This window comes from Chloroflexota bacterium, from assembly GCA_020161265.1.
GTDB lineage: Bacteria > Chloroflexota > Chloroflexia > Chloroflexales > Herpetosiphonaceae > Herpetosiphon.
In genome coordinates this window covers 316,150-330,741 of record JAIUOC010000001.1, presented here as the reverse complement: position 1 = coordinate 330,741, position 14,592 = coordinate 316,150, and the positions used below count along the sequence as shown (strand labels likewise).

At 44.8% G+C, this 14,592-nt stretch carries 14 protein-coding genes; 4 read left to right on the top strand and 10 right to left on the bottom strand.

Annotated features, from left to right (window positions below):
- The first annotated feature begins 69 nt into the window (after positions 1-69).
- Together LCH85_01230 and LCH85_01225 are read left to right on the top strand one after the other, a co-directional pair.
- Positions 70-693 (top strand): RraA family protein, encoded by a 624-nt coding sequence (locus tag LCH85_01230; protein ID MCA0350592.1) that lies wholly within the window; start codon positions 70-72, stop codon positions 691-693.
- A 38-nt stretch (positions 694-731) separates the two neighbouring features.
- The gene (locus tag LCH85_01225; protein ID MCA0350591.1) at positions 732-1,955 is read left to right on the top strand and encodes an ATP-grasp domain-containing protein; all 1,224 of its coding nucleotides are present in this window, start codon (positions 732-734) and stop codon (positions 1,953-1,955) included.
- Between the two features lie 265 nt (positions 1,956-2,220).
- Here LCH85_01225 and LCH85_01220 read toward each other — a convergent pair whose 3' ends face one another.
- From LCH85_01220 to LCH85_01200, 5 genes are all read right to left on the bottom strand, one after another.
- A complete protein-coding gene (locus tag LCH85_01220) occupies positions 2,221-3,060 on the bottom strand; it encodes a DUF2785 domain-containing protein (GenBank protein ID MCA0350590.1) in 840 nt (279 codons plus the stop codon).
- A gap of 152 nt (positions 3,061-3,212) precedes the next feature.
- Positions 3,213-4,502, bottom strand: coding sequence for a hypothetical protein (locus LCH85_01215; protein MCA0350589.1), 1,290 nt, complete (start codon positions 4,500-4,502; stop codon positions 3,213-3,215).
- A gap of 17 nt (positions 4,503-4,519) precedes the next feature.
- Positions 4,520-5,629, bottom strand: coding sequence for a ThiF family adenylyltransferase (locus tag LCH85_01210; protein ID MCA0350588.1), 1,110 nt, complete (start codon positions 5,627-5,629; stop codon positions 4,520-4,522).
- Between the two features lie 1,219 nt (positions 5,630-6,848).
- Positions 6,849-7,811, bottom strand: coding sequence for a TerC family protein (locus LCH85_01205; protein ID MCA0350587.1), 963 nt, complete (start codon positions 7,809-7,811; stop codon positions 6,849-6,851).
- A gap of 251 nt (positions 7,812-8,062) precedes the next feature.
- Positions 8,063-8,629: a hypothetical protein gene (locus tag LCH85_01200; protein MCA0350586.1), complete on the bottom strand. Its 567-nt coding sequence runs from the start codon at positions 8,627-8,629 to the stop codon at positions 8,063-8,065.
- Positions 8,630-8,940: 311 nt separating this feature from the next.
- Between LCH85_01200 and LCH85_01195 the strand changes: the two genes are divergently transcribed.
- Positions 8,941-9,543, top strand: a complete 603-nt coding sequence (locus LCH85_01195; protein ID MCA0350585.1) for a hypothetical protein — start codon at positions 8,941-8,943, stop codon at positions 9,541-9,543.
- 83 nt (positions 9,544-9,626) lie between these two features.
- On the opposite strand, the gene LCH85_01190 is transcribed toward LCH85_01195, so the two are convergent.
- The 5 genes from LCH85_01190 to LCH85_01170 form a co-directional block, all read right to left on the bottom strand.
- Positions 9,627-9,893: a hypothetical protein gene (locus tag LCH85_01190; protein MCA0350584.1), complete on the bottom strand. Its 267-nt coding sequence runs from the start codon at positions 9,891-9,893 to the stop codon at positions 9,627-9,629.
- A 65-nt stretch (positions 9,894-9,958) separates the two neighbouring features.
- Positions 9,959-10,984, bottom strand: coding sequence for a hypothetical protein (locus LCH85_01185; GenBank protein MCA0350583.1), 1,026 nt, complete (start codon positions 10,982-10,984; stop codon positions 9,959-9,961).
- A gap of 139 nt (positions 10,985-11,123) precedes the next feature.
- Entirely contained in the window at positions 11,124-12,575 is a 1,452-nt protein-coding gene (locus tag LCH85_01180) for a discoidin domain-containing protein (GenBank protein ID MCA0350582.1), read from the bottom strand.
- Positions 12,576-12,797: 222 nt separating this feature from the next.
- Complete coding sequence (locus LCH85_01175; protein ID MCA0350581.1) at positions 12,798-13,484, bottom strand: hypothetical protein; 687 nt, start codon at positions 13,482-13,484, stop codon at positions 12,798-12,800.
- Positions 13,485-13,520: 36 nt separating this feature from the next.
- A complete protein-coding gene (locus tag LCH85_01170; protein MCA0350580.1) occupies positions 13,521-14,279 on the bottom strand; it encodes a sigma-70 family RNA polymerase sigma factor in 759 nt (252 codons plus the stop codon).
- 124 nt (positions 14,280-14,403) lie between these two features.
- On the opposite strand from LCH85_01170, the gene LCH85_01165 reads away from it, so the two are divergent.
- Positions 14,404-14,583 (top strand): hypothetical protein, encoded by a 180-nt coding sequence (locus LCH85_01165; protein MCA0350579.1) that lies wholly within the window; start codon positions 14,404-14,406, stop codon positions 14,581-14,583.
- Positions 14,584-14,592: the final 9 nt, after the last annotated feature.

The window sequence follows — 14,592 nt, the reverse complement described above, 5'->3', positions numbered from 1 at the left end:
CATGCCACATACTATACTCAAGGGTTGAGGATCGAATAGACCAACAATGGATGTGTTTGTGGAGGAATTATGATCGATTATCAAGCATTTGAAGCCCTTTCGCCAACCACTTTAGCCGACGCACTCAGCCGTAGCCAAGTGATGGATCTGGGGATTCATCCGTTATGGCAGGGTATGCCACGCGTCGCAGGCCCAGCCTTTACTGTTCAATGCACGCCAGGCGATAACCTTATGTTGCATGCAGCAATCTATCGGGCTGAGCCAGGTTCAATCATTGTGGTTGATGGTGCTGATACTAATTTTGCCGTTGCTGGTGGCAATGTTTGTGCGGTTGCCCAACGACGTGGCATCAAAGCCTTCATTATTGATGGGGTAATTCGCGATCTGGCTGAAGCCCGAGCCAACCAATTTCCGGTGTTTGCCCGTGGTGTAATTCCAATTCCTGGTGGCAAAGAGGTTATCAACCCACTTAATCAGCCACTAGTTTGTGGCGGAGTTCAGGTTGGCCCAGGCGATATTATCGTCGCTGACGAAGAGGGAATTGTGGTTGTACCTCGTGATCGCGCTGAGAGTGTATTAGCAAAAGCTCAAGCTCGCGCCGCCAAAGATGCAACCGAAACCCTTGATGCATGGGAACAAGCCCATCGCGCCAAAATCGAGGATATTCTGCGCACCAAGGGTTTCGTTGATTAAGCGGGTATGCCGCCTAGTAGTAGGAAGGAGGGTAGCGCATGAGCCGCCATTTTCTCTTAATCGGCACAGCTCGCGAGGTTCATCCCAAAATCAAGCAACTTGGTCATCGCCTGAGCCTCTTGTGCCCGGTCAAAAATATTAAAACACTCAAGAACCATGGCGATTATGATCGCATTATTGGCATGGCAGCGAACGCAACCATCGATCAATGGATCGAGCAGGCCCGCTTAATCCATAGCCATGCTCCAATTGATGTGCTTGGTGGCTTCAATGAAGTGACCCAGCATATTGCTGCCGATGTTGCCGCAGCGTTGAAACTGCCCTATCATAGCTCCGCGACAATTCACTATACGCGCCAGAAAGATGCGATGCGTCAGGTATTACGCGAGGCTAACCTTGATCCAACCATAGCGCAATCGGTCGAAACTGCCGACGACATTAAGGCATTTGGCGAACGCTATGGCTATCCATTGGTATTAAAGCCGCGTGATGGTCGAGCAAGCATGGGCGTTTCGATTATTCGTTCTGCTGCTGAGATTGCCACTGCCCAAGCATGGTTTGATGCCGGTGCAGCAGGCCATGCAATGTTGGTCGAAGAATATTTAAGTGGCGAAGAATATAGTGTTGAAGCCTTTTCGGAATATGGCCAACATCATATAATCTGCGTCACCCAAAAATTCAAAGACCCCCAAACCAGTGTTGAGACTGGCCATTGCTTGCCAGCACTGCTGCCTCAAGCAACAGTTGCAGAAATTACAAGCTTCGTCGAACAGGTTTTAACGGCGCTTGATCTACAGAATGGCCCATCACATACCGAAATTATTCTGACTGCTCGCGGCCCACGGATTGTCGAAACTCACGCACGGCTTGCCGGCGATAGCATTGTTGAATTAATGGAACTAGCCAGCGGAATTGATGTTGATCAACTCTGGATTAAACAGGTCGCTGGTGAAACAGTCTTTGAGCAACTTCCACGCAGTTTTCAACGCTGGGCAGCAATTGCCTATGCCAGCCCCCAGGCGATTGGCAGACTGGAACGGATAGATGGCCAAGAACAAGCAACGCATTGTCCCGGCGTGGTTAAAGCCGAAGCACTCCAAGAGATTGGAAGTTTCTTTCAAGGTGCAAGTGACTCATTTGCGCGGGGCGCGTTTGTGATTGCCACCGGTGATACTGCAATGTTAGCTACTACGCAAGCTCGCCAAGCAGCCCAGTGTTTCCGATTTCTGGTTAACTGTGCCGATCCGAGCACACACAGCTGAAACAGAGTCGCCCAACGCCCTGATCAATTTGATTGATCAGGGCGTAAAACTAAATCATAAGCGTGATTAATAGGAGAGGGCCTGTTCCCATCAGCGTGCGCGGCGTATTCGTGATCACCACATTCCAGTCTGCGAGCGCTAATGTCACTACCGATCGTGGGCCACGTGCTTGGCCCAGATGTGCAACGGCAAAGTCTCTTGGGATTTTCAAACCGTCGGTTGCTGCGCCCATGCTCCCGCTCATCCGAACAGGCTCTTAAGCTCGTTAATCCTTAAAGTGGCTTATTTTATTTAATAGCTGGTTGATAACCTGAACAGTTTTTTCTTGCCCATTTTTAGGTTGCAATCTAAAATATAAGCTTCGCAGGAACTGTTTCGTATTAAAATAGGTGTAATTTAACGGATTCTGATCGCTTTGTTGGAGCTGGATATCAAACCCAGTGATCCATTCGGCGAGATCGTGTTCCGTTAGGATATTGCGATTGATAATACTCATAACCGCTGTTACCATGCGTTCATCTTCTTCATGGATGTAATATGTTGTACCGACACATATTTTTGTGGAAATTGCTTGAAGGATTGCTTGTAAATCGTGGGCATCTAATGCTGAACATTGTGCTAGATCATCAAAGGCATCAGCCATGTGGGCAACGGCATGTGCCCAACCATACGCTTCCGTATAGCCACGCAAATCCTGTTCATCGTGGATATATTGTAATAATTTTGATTTAATGGATTGAATAGCAGCTTCCGATAAAAACGCACTCGTGCGGTTTTCAATTAATAGCAGTGGTAGCAGTAAGACCGAGAATGATCGTGTAAATACAGAATGAGTATTCGTTTCACCAATCCGATAAAACAGATGCTTTTCATCGAGAACAATTGATAATAGCTGGTTTAATTCGTCATGACTAAAGAGATGGTGATCGAGAATCCACGTTGCAAAGCTGGTATAAATGAGATTATCACGAAGATAACTGTCTGTTGATCCAATATGATCTAGCATCATCAATGCTAAATCAAACGGTTTTACTTCGTTAGAGATCGAAAAATTATTGTCGGCAATTGTTTGAAGTTGATCCTTCAAATCTTGTTCGATTATCATTGTTTGTAATTCCTTTCAAAATAAATTGAGAGTAAAAAGATACATAATAGTGAATAACATATATAATATTAAAATGATAGAAATATTATCTCATTTATAGCGATGTATGATATAAAATAAGATAATCTTTTTCTAAATCTAAATATTATCGATTATTGTAATGATGATTTATTGAATAAAAATTTCAATTTCATCCATTGCTTATTGAACCATTGCTTGCGATTTTTTATAAATGTCATTATAAATAATACTTGAAAAAGACCTTCTATTAATATTACAATAATACCATCTACAATCATTGATAAATTACGTACTTCAATACCCTGCTTTATAGAAAATAAGGCATTAAATAGCAAACCTAGTAATATAGGAATACCATATATTGTAAATAGTAATAGAGAAATGACAGATCCAAAAAAAATCAAAATAGAATATATAATGATTTTCCTTTTTTCATAAATGGAGATATTCTCGAGTGGTGATACTGGTTTATCGTTATTTGGGTGGAATATATTGTATTTCAGGTTATTATATAGATACTGAATATATGATACTGAATCATCAAATAAATTATAACAGCGTAATAAATCTAATATAACAAAATATATATCAGTTCGCATATAAAACTGAAACTGCCAAAAAATGCCAAAAAATATCAATAGTATCAATGAATAAAGGATGTTCTGAAGTGTTGCTGGTATCTCTGTATAGGCTATTAATAATATTGAAATTGATATAGGGATGATATCCCAGACTATTCCTGCTAAATAGACACGATATCGTTTTTTTCGTGGCACCGACCATAGGCCGGTTACATTTGTCTGAACAACTAATTCATGGAGACGAGTACCAAGATTAATATATGCTGGTACGCCTAAGGAGCGTGCCGCTATCAGATGCGCTAATTCATGAAGCATCAGATTTGTTATAAATAAAATTGTATTGACGAAGATTACCAAACTTCCACTTGTTGACCAAAAGAACGCATCCTGCTTTGGTATTACCCATGGGTGATGTATTATGGTAAATAGAACGATACCTAATAAACCCAGATACATTATTTTTATGGGTTTACTAAATATCCATTCTACATGACGGGATTGTAACCATGGGAACGCTACAGCTTCTTCTGCGTGTGGATGGATATGATGTCCATCAATCAACCTGACAAATCCTAAATCAATTAAACCCTCAACAAAGGATTCGAGATCAAAATCTAGATCGTAGCGTTGGGCAAGGTAACTATGCGCGTCTTGAATAGAGTAATTTTTTCGAAAAAGATCGATTGCAGCCTTCCCAACCTCAGGCAAGGCAATAAAATCACCTGTTTCTATACGCCCGATGATATATTCACCATCTTCCATTCGTTCAGATAAATTATGTAAAATTAAGCGCGTATCTGGCTGTATCGCATATTGATTTGCAGTTTCTTGGATTGTCATTTAAAACCTTAATAAAACTATGATAATACTTCCTTACTGCTGCATACGGGACATTCTGGCCAAAATGAAGGCGTGATATAATAGATATGATCATAAATCATGAGATTTTGATGAAATATTTTCCCTACTGTTTGTGGTTGTAATCCAGTAAGAAAATAGATTGCCTCAAGCGCCCCAAAATGTCCTGTTAAACTTGCAGTTGGTGCAATAACAGCATTGATATCAAGCCTATTGTAGAGATGCTCTGGATTCGTCCCATCACGGAGTACGTTTTTATCATTCTCATCATGTTTCATACATTCATAACAAGGCGTTTGGTGTGGTACAAAAATGCCAATCACCACCATAGGGCCAGCGTAAAGACACATCATCCAGGGGGTATTCGTCTCAAATGCCGCACTATTTGTCCATTGCAGAATAATTTCTTGAGGTTTATCTGCGCAAAGAATAAATAAGTCGCAATTTCGCATCAAAGGGATAATATCATTTGCAGATTCTACTTTTAACTCCTGACCTGTGATATTAACATACGAATTAATATCTTTTAAATGATTAACCCCGCTTTCTACTTTGGAATTCCCAAGATCTTTTTCGTTGAATAATAACTGTCGATTCAAATTAGATAGTTCAACTTTATCAAAATCAACACAGTGTAATGAATGTATCCCTGCTGCCACGAGGCTCATTGCTACCGATGATCCTGATCCGCCTAGTCCTAGAAGTGTAACATGTGATTGTTTTAGTCGAGATTGAATTTCATAGCTGCTACTCCGAGGTGTTGTATCAATCCAACTAAAATAATTAACACTACGACTGTATCGTTCCAATTCAGCAGATGTTAATACTAGAGGAGGCGGAGCATCAACATCTTCAACAAAACCTGATTCTATGAGATCAGTAATTGCCTCACGTATACTTTCCGTATCAATGGAGGTACCGAGCTGCATTTCAGTAATGATGGTTTCAATCGTTCGTGTTCCATCCATTAATTGCAGCAAACGCCAGATAGTCCCTTGTTCATCATCAATTATTTCAGATCCAACCCCATATTGTATTGTGCCAATCCGAATACGATTGTGCGATAACCGAACAGGGTTATGAGCGTATTTTATTTGTGGTAGTTTCATGTAAATAATGCTCCATCTCTTATCTTATGGAACCAATTGGGGGGAGAGTTGAGTCTCCCCACCAATTAGGATGTTCTTGGGTTACATTGGCCTAAAAATAAAATTAACCTGCACCTTGTGCATGGCGTGCACCAGTCGTCTCGATTTTTTCTAATTTGCGAATTTGAATCGTAACTTTTTGCATCGATATCCACCTCCCTTCTTGTGGAATTGTTATATGAACATCCCATCGGTATTCTAATATGCTTGTAGTATTTTTTCAAACCTATTTTTTAGGTTGTGCAAGGCAATTGCATCAATGATAGGCGTGACCTGTGCCCCGACCCGGATGATCAGATCCAAATGGCGGGTAATCAAGGCTTGATCATTCAACGTCTCAAACGGCTTGGGAATCCAGCGCGATCCCTCACGTTTCCCGCAGTCCACATTCCTTGCCAACCATCGGACAAGAGATACGGTGATTAGGTTGTGTTGCTCGTATCATGAACCGTCTCTCCGTGTGGCATGCATATGAGTGGAGCGTTCTGATACAAAGGATAAATCAGTCCTATACGCATCCTTACCCCAGTCGCTTGAATTGCTCATTGACCCATCCCTCTTCTTCCAAAATCTGCTCTACTAACCACACATGAGTTTCTAGTAAGGGTGTAATGAGGGGCAAAACATCCCTCTGTGCTAAGATGGGTAAGACAGATCTGAGATGATGATCTTAAGTCGAGGGCTGCAAGGAGTTTCCATGGCCAGCAAAAAACCAACGCCCATAACATGCGGGCTGCATGAGCAAAGCTTGCTTGATTCGTCGTAGCATCGAGGTAATACCGTCATCCTCCAGCTTCGTGCGCAGCTCATGGAGAGTGCTAAAAACGCGGGGGCAGCGGTCTCAGGGGCTAACGGCTCCCGCCACGGGTGCGTGGGCTTCGAAATCTCAACCAGTCGGCTGATCGGCACCACCGTGTGCTGCTATTCGCCAGTGCAGTCCATTTCATGGCCCCGACTTCTTCATGCTCTCATCGCGAATCGCCTGCCAAAGCTGCTGCTGCACCAACTGAAGGTGTCCAGGGCCTCACAGATTGACCGATTAAAGTTGCTCAAGCGACAAATGTACGGGCGAGCTGGATTTGCCTTATTTAGATATACGGAGGTATAGCGGCGATTCGCGATAATAAATACCAGCAAGGCCGTGGGTTGATTGCAAACCCACGGCCTTGCTGGTTATTGTTTAGCTCTTGACGGTTTCCAAGCGCTTAGCGCGAATCAACGAAGCACCAATTGCGGTTGCGATAATCGCAGCCACAACACCCAACGAGATGCCCGAAGGAATTTTGAAGGCCGTTTCGACCAAGAGCATCTTGACACCTACAAAGCTGAGCACGAAGGCCAAACCAAGCTTGAGATAATGGAACTTATGCACCATCCCAGCCAGCACAAAGTACAACGAACGCAAGCCCAGAATCGCAAATACATTGGCGGTATAGACCAAAAACGGCTCTTGAGTGACCGCAAAGATCGCTGGAATCGAATCGACAGCGAAGATCAAGTCGGTCGTTTCAACCATCAACAGCACCAAGAACAATGGGGTTGCCATCAACACGCCAGCTTTGCGCACAAAGAATTTATCATGCTCATACTCATCGGTTACTGGCATAATCCGTCGAAAGGTGCGTACCACAATGTTGTTTTTCGGATCAAGCGTTTGTTCTTGATGAAAGGCCATCTTAATCCCAGTTACAATCAAAAACGCGCCGAAGATATAGATAATCCAGTGGAATTCGCGAATTAAGGCTGCGCCAGCCCCGATCATGGCTCCGCGCATCACCAACGCCCCCAGCACGCCCCAGAACAACACGCGATGTTGATATTGGGCGGGCACCGCAAAGCTACCGAAAATCAGCACAAACACAAAAATATTGTCGATACTGAGCGATTTTTCAATCAGGTAGCCAGTCATAAAGGCGAGGGCTGCTTCGCTATTGGTATAGCTGCTTTGAGGTACGAGCTGCTGCCAAAAGAGGTAAATTCCCAAGTTGAAGATCGCGGCTAGGCCGATCCAGGCGACACTCCACAATGTTGCTTCTTTGATTGAAACCACATGCGCTGAGCGATGAAACACGCCGAGGTCGAGCGCCAACATGGCCAAAACAAAGACATTAAAGCCGATCCACATCCAAACGAGGGTATCCATTGTTGCATTGCCTCCTGCAAAGGCCGTGGTTGGTCACACAAAAAACCAACACGGCTGCTATCAAAGCCAATGTTGGTCTGACCAAAATACGCTGTGCGTATTGTTTGCAACCGAGAATTGCTTCTGGATTGACGATTGCAAACCCTGTCGATGCAGGTGGCTACTCCCCAACGGAACGTATGGATATATAGTATCAATAGTTTTTAGTTTGTCAAGGGGGATTTGTGATGTTAGTTAAGCAGATTGGTGTTCTATTCAAATTCAGCACATTGTGATAGTTGAGCTAGACCTACACCGCAGAGGGTGAGCAGCCTTTGAAGCTTTATGCGCCGATGGCTTGCTGCAAAATCATCGTAGAGAAAATCGTTATATTCGCCATGGACCGACTGAACTTTATTGTTAAATTGATAGATTGCTGAAACGTAGGCCTGTGGTTTGCGAAGCTCAAGATCAGGTATTTTTTGAGGATGTCCAGCTTTTCTGGCAAGCATACTAATTGGTGTATCAAACGCCGCAATCACAATACTCTTTTGATACATCATACGTAATGATTCATTGGTCATTTGATCAATGCTCGTTTGGTCAAGATAGATAATCTGAATATCGAGTTGATTCAGGCTACGATAAAATGCTTCTGCCGATGAAACAATCGCAATCCCCTCAATTGACCGTGCAGTTTCAATTGGTGTTTCAGAAAAATACAAGGTATCGATTGGAATGCTAGGGGTTGGCTGAAGTGTTGGGATGGCATCAATTGCTGATTGACAACCGAAAAGTAATAAGCTGTAGAGTAGGTATAAAAATCCTAAGTGTTTCATTTGAAATTTACTCCTTCATTATTAAATCCATGAGCCTATCTCTAATTAATAGTTTTTGATTTAGATTAACTTATTGCCTGAATCTAGAAGTAGTCTCATACTGGAAGGTTAAGCACCTATTTGCCTGGTTTTGGTGGTTCGGTACGAATGCTATCTCGAAAATTTCCATGGATTTCTGCTGCTTGGATGTATGTGTATTCTTCTCCGGCATTTATGAGACTACTTTAATAATAATCAGTCTTTAGGCTTAATGTAATGGGGAAAACGAATGCTATAGTAACGCCTGTTTGATTGATAAGGGAGAAGCAATAGTGGGTATTCGACTCTATTTTTATCTTGCGCCACCTGAAGGACTAAGCGTACTTATTCTCGAACATATCGAATTGTTTGTAGTCTGGTTTGAAGATCTTCGACTCGAATATCCTGATGAGTTTCCAGCAGATATTTTGTTGCTTGCCAAGCAGATAGAGCATCATGGCGTACTAGCACTGCAGGCGCAAACAATCCAACAAGCAGCCCTCGTTGATAACTTTGTGATGTACTTTTGTATTGACTTTGATAATAGTTATCGAATTCTAAAATCGGCCAGCGAAAGTTGGGTTAAAAGCTACCATTATATAGAATGTCGTCCTTGGCTTGAGGTTCATTGCTCACCCGCATTTGAAACACTGTGGATATTTATGCTTGAAGGACGGGGGATTGAGCGCGATTCACAGTTACTACCATTTGCACACGAACCACATGAGCGTGGCAGCATCGCCTATTGGACATCCCAAGAATGTGTAGAAATGCTCAACGAACTACGACCATTGACGATACCTGAAGTAGAGCCAACTTTTTGCGTGCAAATCGTCCGTGAAGCACTGCAAAATGCAGTCGATCAACAAGCATCGATAGTTATTCTTGTAAATTAGCCAATTATAGTCGAAGCGTTTCGCAAGCACATGCTGCTGCTTGGCGAAACGCTTCTTGGCGCATCTACCCCAGCTATCATCTCTTAAGCGAGATTTAGACCACGGCGATTCAGCTGTTCAACGACTGCGGCTACCAATTTCATTGGTTGCAGTCCACCAACAAACAACACCTCGCCAGCAAATAAGGCTATTGGGTAGGGCCAGCCTTCTTCTGCAAAATACGCGAGTTGATCGGCATGCTGCTGCTGAATCGCAGGATCGTCAAGATCATAATAGATCACGTTCACGCGCTCGCCAACCAAACGCGCTAATGAAAGTGCAACAGTATTAGCAACCTTCAACGAAGGCATGCGCGGGCCTCAGCCATAACCACAGGTTGCATCACCTGCATGTCCAAAAATTTCCAATCGATCGATCATTGCACAATTGCGCTACGCGTCATTTGTTGCAAAATAGCCTGATTAGCCGCAAAACCCGATTCAGGCACAAAGCCAATAATCACCCCTAAGCTACCACCTGGGCCGGGCTTAACTGTAACAAACGCTTGAATTTTGGCTTCCTGACCGCGCACAACCCGCACAAACTTCACCGTGCCTTCCGAGGCGGTAATCGCATATTCGCGTTGGGTATTTGGGGCGGCCAAAAGATTAAAGGTTTCTTCAATCGCTGCTTGAATGCCAGCAGCATCATTGGTTTTGCCAATAACCTTGCTCGCCAAAATCCCTTGCTCTCCATCAACCGCAGTCGAGAAAAAGACCGCGAGATCAGAGCCAATCACATATTCTGTCCAAGCTTGAGGGTGCGAAACGCTAATATTGGTGTTGCTATTACGGGTTAATATGACACTACTCGGATCAATTGGCGCAGTTGGTAAATCGACTGGGCCTGCTGGCGGTACGGCAGTCGCATCGGCAACAACTGGCGGTGGCGCTGTTGGTTCAGTCACGGTCGTGGCTAAAACCCAGCCATTCGTGCCAAGTTCGGCAGCAGGTAAATCCATATTAGCCCGCTCAAACAGCCGTACATTCCACCAAACTACACCATCAACCTCGCGTGATTCGATATATTGCAGGCTATCGTTAGGGTTAATATTCCCCTTCGATTGCGAGCGTTCATTCGGCTCAAAGCGCAATTCTGTAGTAGCCAGCGAGCGACCAAGCGGCAGATTTGGGGTAGCCGTTGGAATTGCCGCTTGCGTTGCTTGGATGGCCCGTTGGGTTGCCCGCGCAAACGTGGTTGGGGCAATCGCCGTGGCGGTTGCAGCATCGGCAGCATTTTGCTCAGTTAGGGTCTGATTCAACAGCCAAACCCCATAACCTAATCCACCAGCAATGCCAAGCACTAATAAGGTTTGAAGTAAAACAGCGAGTGGGCCTTGTTGACGTGGCCCCTTGGCCGAGAAGTTCGCATCCCAATCATTGGGGTCAATTTTAGCTGGCACAGGTCGCCTCCCATGTGAACAATTGCACGCGCAACAGTATACGTTAAAAGTGCAAACTTGGGATAGCCAAGCACCAGCAGTTCAGGCCCAATCAACAAACCGCGATCATGGGTAAACCCACAATCACGGTTGCATGCAACTAGATTGGCTGCCAGAGCGCTGGCACAATATTTGGTTCCCAGCCAGGCAACGCAGTATGGGCTTGAATACAACGATAGCCAATCCCATTATGCTGGACAAGGCTGCCAACGCTATAGCTGGTATACGCTTGCCAAGTACTAATAGCTGGGGTAGCGGTAAATGGTGGTGGAGCCATCGTTGGAACTAAGGTTGGGGTTGCCGTCGAGGGAACAATCGTGTTGGTTGGTGGTGAGATCGTAGGAGTTAGGGTCGCTGGCTGTGCCCCAAAAATAACCGTTGCTTCATGAATTGACCACCAGTTAGCTGAATTGGCGTTTAGTTCAACCCGAATATAACGAGCCTTACGGGCAGGAAAGTTAATGATGGTGAGTTGGCTTGAGCCAGTTCCGCTGGCAACCGTCACCCAATTGCTGGTATCATCGCGCGTTTGCACAATAAAGCCCGTCGGATAATCGCCTGTTGAACTGCCTGCATCAAGTTTAATTCCCGAAACAGTTGTAACATGGGGCAGGCCAACATACATCCATTGGCCAGCTGCCTGTGGTAAGCCACTGCTCCAACGGGTGTTGAGGTTGCCATCAAGGGCATTTTGGGTGCTACTACCAGCCTCGGTCGATGAAGCATTCATAATTGTTTGATCAGGGCGGGTGGTTGGACTAACCACAGTTGGGGTTGCAGTACGAGTCGGGCTGGCTGCTGGAGTAGGGCTCGGTGTAGTTGTGCTGCCAGGATTTGGCACATACGGAAACTGTTGATTGCCAGCGACATCGCCCTCTGAACGCAATGGAATATTGTTATCAGTAAAGACATTGCCATAAACATCAGTCACGCGGAAAGTAAAGGGGCCAGTCCCCATTCCACCAGGCACGAGAAAATAATTATAATTAACTCGATCAACATTCTGAAAAATTCCTTGAGGATTGCGATATTCAAATTTGGCTATCGCATTCCGATGATTGCGGACTTGCACCCCAGCCCACCATTGGCTACTGCCCTCTTTGTAATTGTAAATTACGTTGCCACTGACATTTGGTGCACTGATCAATTGCCAGGTAATTGGTACATTCCCCGCTTCAAGTGCGGCGATGCGCTCGAAGGCTTGCGGGCTAAGGTCAATTCCACCCACAACACAGCCAGGGCAACGATCAATAATTTTAACCGTGACACTGCCCCGCGGCCCATTGACGGTCACATAAGCACCACAATAATCAGCCAAGCCATAATCGCTGGTATTCATCGCAGCCAAAAGCATATCGCTAGGCATTGGTAGGCTACAATTACCCATCCCAACCGTCGGATCATAATGGGTTGCCCGCCCGCTACGCAGCGCCCATGGATTCGTGATCGTCTGCATGCTTTGAGCATTGCCTTTGCCAATCAACAAGCCCGAGCCTACGAATAAGCTCAAAATAATTCCTAAGCTCAGCAATATCCGTCGATTCCAAACCATACATAGCCTCCAAACCTATGCCAAATCATTCGCGTGATTTCATTCTAGGGCTGGATTGATAGTTTATAAGTTCAATGAAATTACAAACACACTTTAAGCAATTTTTTACTAAAGTCAAGCCTTTAATACCTCAAAGATGCGTGAGACCCAAAAAACCACTCCTGAGCCAATGCCCAAAGGCAGCCCAAGAGTGGCTTGATTAAATGTCAATCATAGACAAGTTTAGGGAGCTTGGTCTGGTGCAATCGCCAAGAAGATCGAATCACTGGGGACGGATGGCAGCGGGCCAAACGTAGTTATAGGCGGCTGATGCTCAAGTATTGGTAAGGCTTGCTCATTTAACGTGGCTCCCACCTTCCAAGTAGTTGGAGGAACCGATGCGACCGAAACGGCGAGCTGCCATCCGTCGGGGGGAATCCGCTGCAAGGTCGCTTGAATATTCACCTGATAAGCCTCATGAGTTGCCACATACTCGAGATATTCAATTGAATCCACCGCAGGATCATCAGCAGGTGTTTGGCCAAGGTCAGCATCAAGCGATTTGGCTAAGAGCGGTGGACTGAGCTGAATCAAGAAATTTTGTAGCAATTGGCCCCACGGGAGTGCAGTATTCCGTTTGATCTGTACAACTGGCTTGGGGAAAAATGTTGGGATATTGCTTGGCTTTGGTAAAGGATCGGTCTCGGCTAAAAACGCCAATTGCTCTTCCATTTGCAACGCATATTCTTCAGCAAGCTCAGGGTATTGATCGAGTGCTTGCAAAACTTGAGCATATTCCTGCTCGATATCAACACCAGATAGCTCAGCGATTACCAACTGAGAAATTTGAGCTTGTGCTGCTTGAAACGATAATGGAGATACTGAGTTAAGTGCTTGCTTTAGCTTGTGGTTTTTTTGGTCAGCATTCATGATATACACTCATTATAAAATAACGCCAATTGTCGATTAATCCGCATCAATCCATGCTTGAAGCGCTGGATGTGAGCGAATTTTCGCAAGTGCTCGTGATTTCTCAACCCGAACATGATGTGCACTCGTATTAAGTCTTTCAGCTGCATCGCGTGGAGTTAACTCTTGAAAGCAAACTAAATCAATAATTTGATGTTGCAATGGAGAGAGGATTGTTGGTAGTAAATCAAGAATTGCCTGAGCAAATAATCTATCCTCGATTTGTTCGCTTACATTAGTGTTAGATACCAAGATCGCAGAATTATTCGTTCGCTCTTCTACTTGCTCAAGCGAATCGACTGGTTTAGCCCGTCGATCACGGCTGGTAAAATCACGAACTTGATACCAAACCCAGCTAAAAAGCGCTTTAGGCTCACGCACCTTTTCAGGATTCGTGATCAACACTTTGACGACTTCTTGAGCAATATCACGCGCCAATTGCTCCTCGGCTCCAAGTTTGAGCGCCCGCCGAAACGCCATGGTGTAAATATCGTCACAGGCTAAGTTGGCGTTTGGTTGGACATGCCGCCGTGGATTATTCATCCGCATTGCCATAATAGCACCGTAGAGACACTGCGCATAGGCTTGCTGAATCGCCAATTTTATCTGTTGTTCATTAATTGGCCCAGCGTGTTGGGCTAAATCTTGGGTTACCGAGCGAATGATCGCCGCTTGTTCCTGGACAAGCGACCATTGAAATTGGCGCTGAAGCTTGTGCCATACCGCCTCAACTTGGGCAGCAAGTGTATCGTGCATCGGTTAATCCTTTTGAATCAACAAACTCATTCAAAAATCCTCACGATCAAATGAGATGAAATGCTCGTTCACAACTCTTCTGTGATGCCAGGATTTTCTGGTCAACACAAAGGAGTAGAACATTATGAAACGCACAGTTTGTGGATTGATGATCGTTGGCTTGCTTTTTGTTTTTGGTCGCATTGAATCAGCCAATCAATTACAGCTGCCTGAACCTTCGAACCAACTCCTTGCTTGTGGCAACCCTTTAATTTGCGGTGGTGGCGGTGGCGGTGGTGGCTTGAAAGGCCCAGTCCGCTGGTAAATCGCATAC

What these genes read in the sequence shown, in the direction of transcription:
- LCH85_01200 (MCA0350586.1), bottom strand. Translation starts at nt 8,629, where the DNA reads ATGAAACACTTAGGATTTTTATACCTACTCTACAGCTTATTACTTTTC.
- LCH85_01175 (MCA0350581.1), bottom strand. Translation starts at nt 13,484, where the DNA reads ATGAATGCTGACCAAAAAAACCACAAGCTAAAGCAAGCACTTAACTCA.
- LCH85_01190 (MCA0350584.1), bottom strand. Translation starts at nt 9,893, where the DNA reads ATGCCTTCGTTGAAGGTTGCTAATACTGTTGCACTTTCATTAGCGCGT.
- LCH85_01180 (MCA0350582.1), bottom strand. Translation starts at nt 12,575, where the DNA reads ATGGTTTGGAATCGACGGATATTGCTGAGCTTAGGAATTATTTTGAGC.
- LCH85_01170 (MCA0350580.1), bottom strand. Translation starts at nt 14,279, where the DNA reads ATGCACGATACACTTGCTGCCCAAGTTGAGGCGGTATGGCACAAGCTT.
- LCH85_01215 (MCA0350589.1), bottom strand. Translation starts at nt 4,502, where the DNA reads ATGACAATCCAAGAAACTGCAAATCAATATGCGATACAGCCAGATACG.
- LCH85_01165 (MCA0350579.1), top strand. Translation starts at nt 14,404, where the DNA reads ATGAAACGCACAGTTTGTGGATTGATGATCGTTGGCTTGCTTTTTGTT.
- LCH85_01230 (MCA0350592.1), top strand. Translation starts at nt 70, where the DNA reads ATGATCGATTATCAAGCATTTGAAGCCCTTTCGCCAACCACTTTAGCC.
- LCH85_01210 (MCA0350588.1), bottom strand. Translation starts at nt 5,629, where the DNA reads ATGAAACTACCACAAATAAAATACGCTCATAACCCTGTTCGGTTATCG.
- LCH85_01220 (MCA0350590.1), bottom strand. Translation starts at nt 3,060, where the DNA reads ATGATAATCGAACAAGATTTGAAGGATCAACTTCAAACAATTGCCGAC.
- LCH85_01225 (MCA0350591.1), top strand. Translation starts at nt 732, where the DNA reads ATGAGCCGCCATTTTCTCTTAATCGGCACAGCTCGCGAGGTTCATCCC.
- LCH85_01205 (MCA0350587.1), bottom strand. Translation starts at nt 7,811, where the DNA reads ATGGATACCCTCGTTTGGATGTGGATCGGCTTTAATGTCTTTGTTTTG.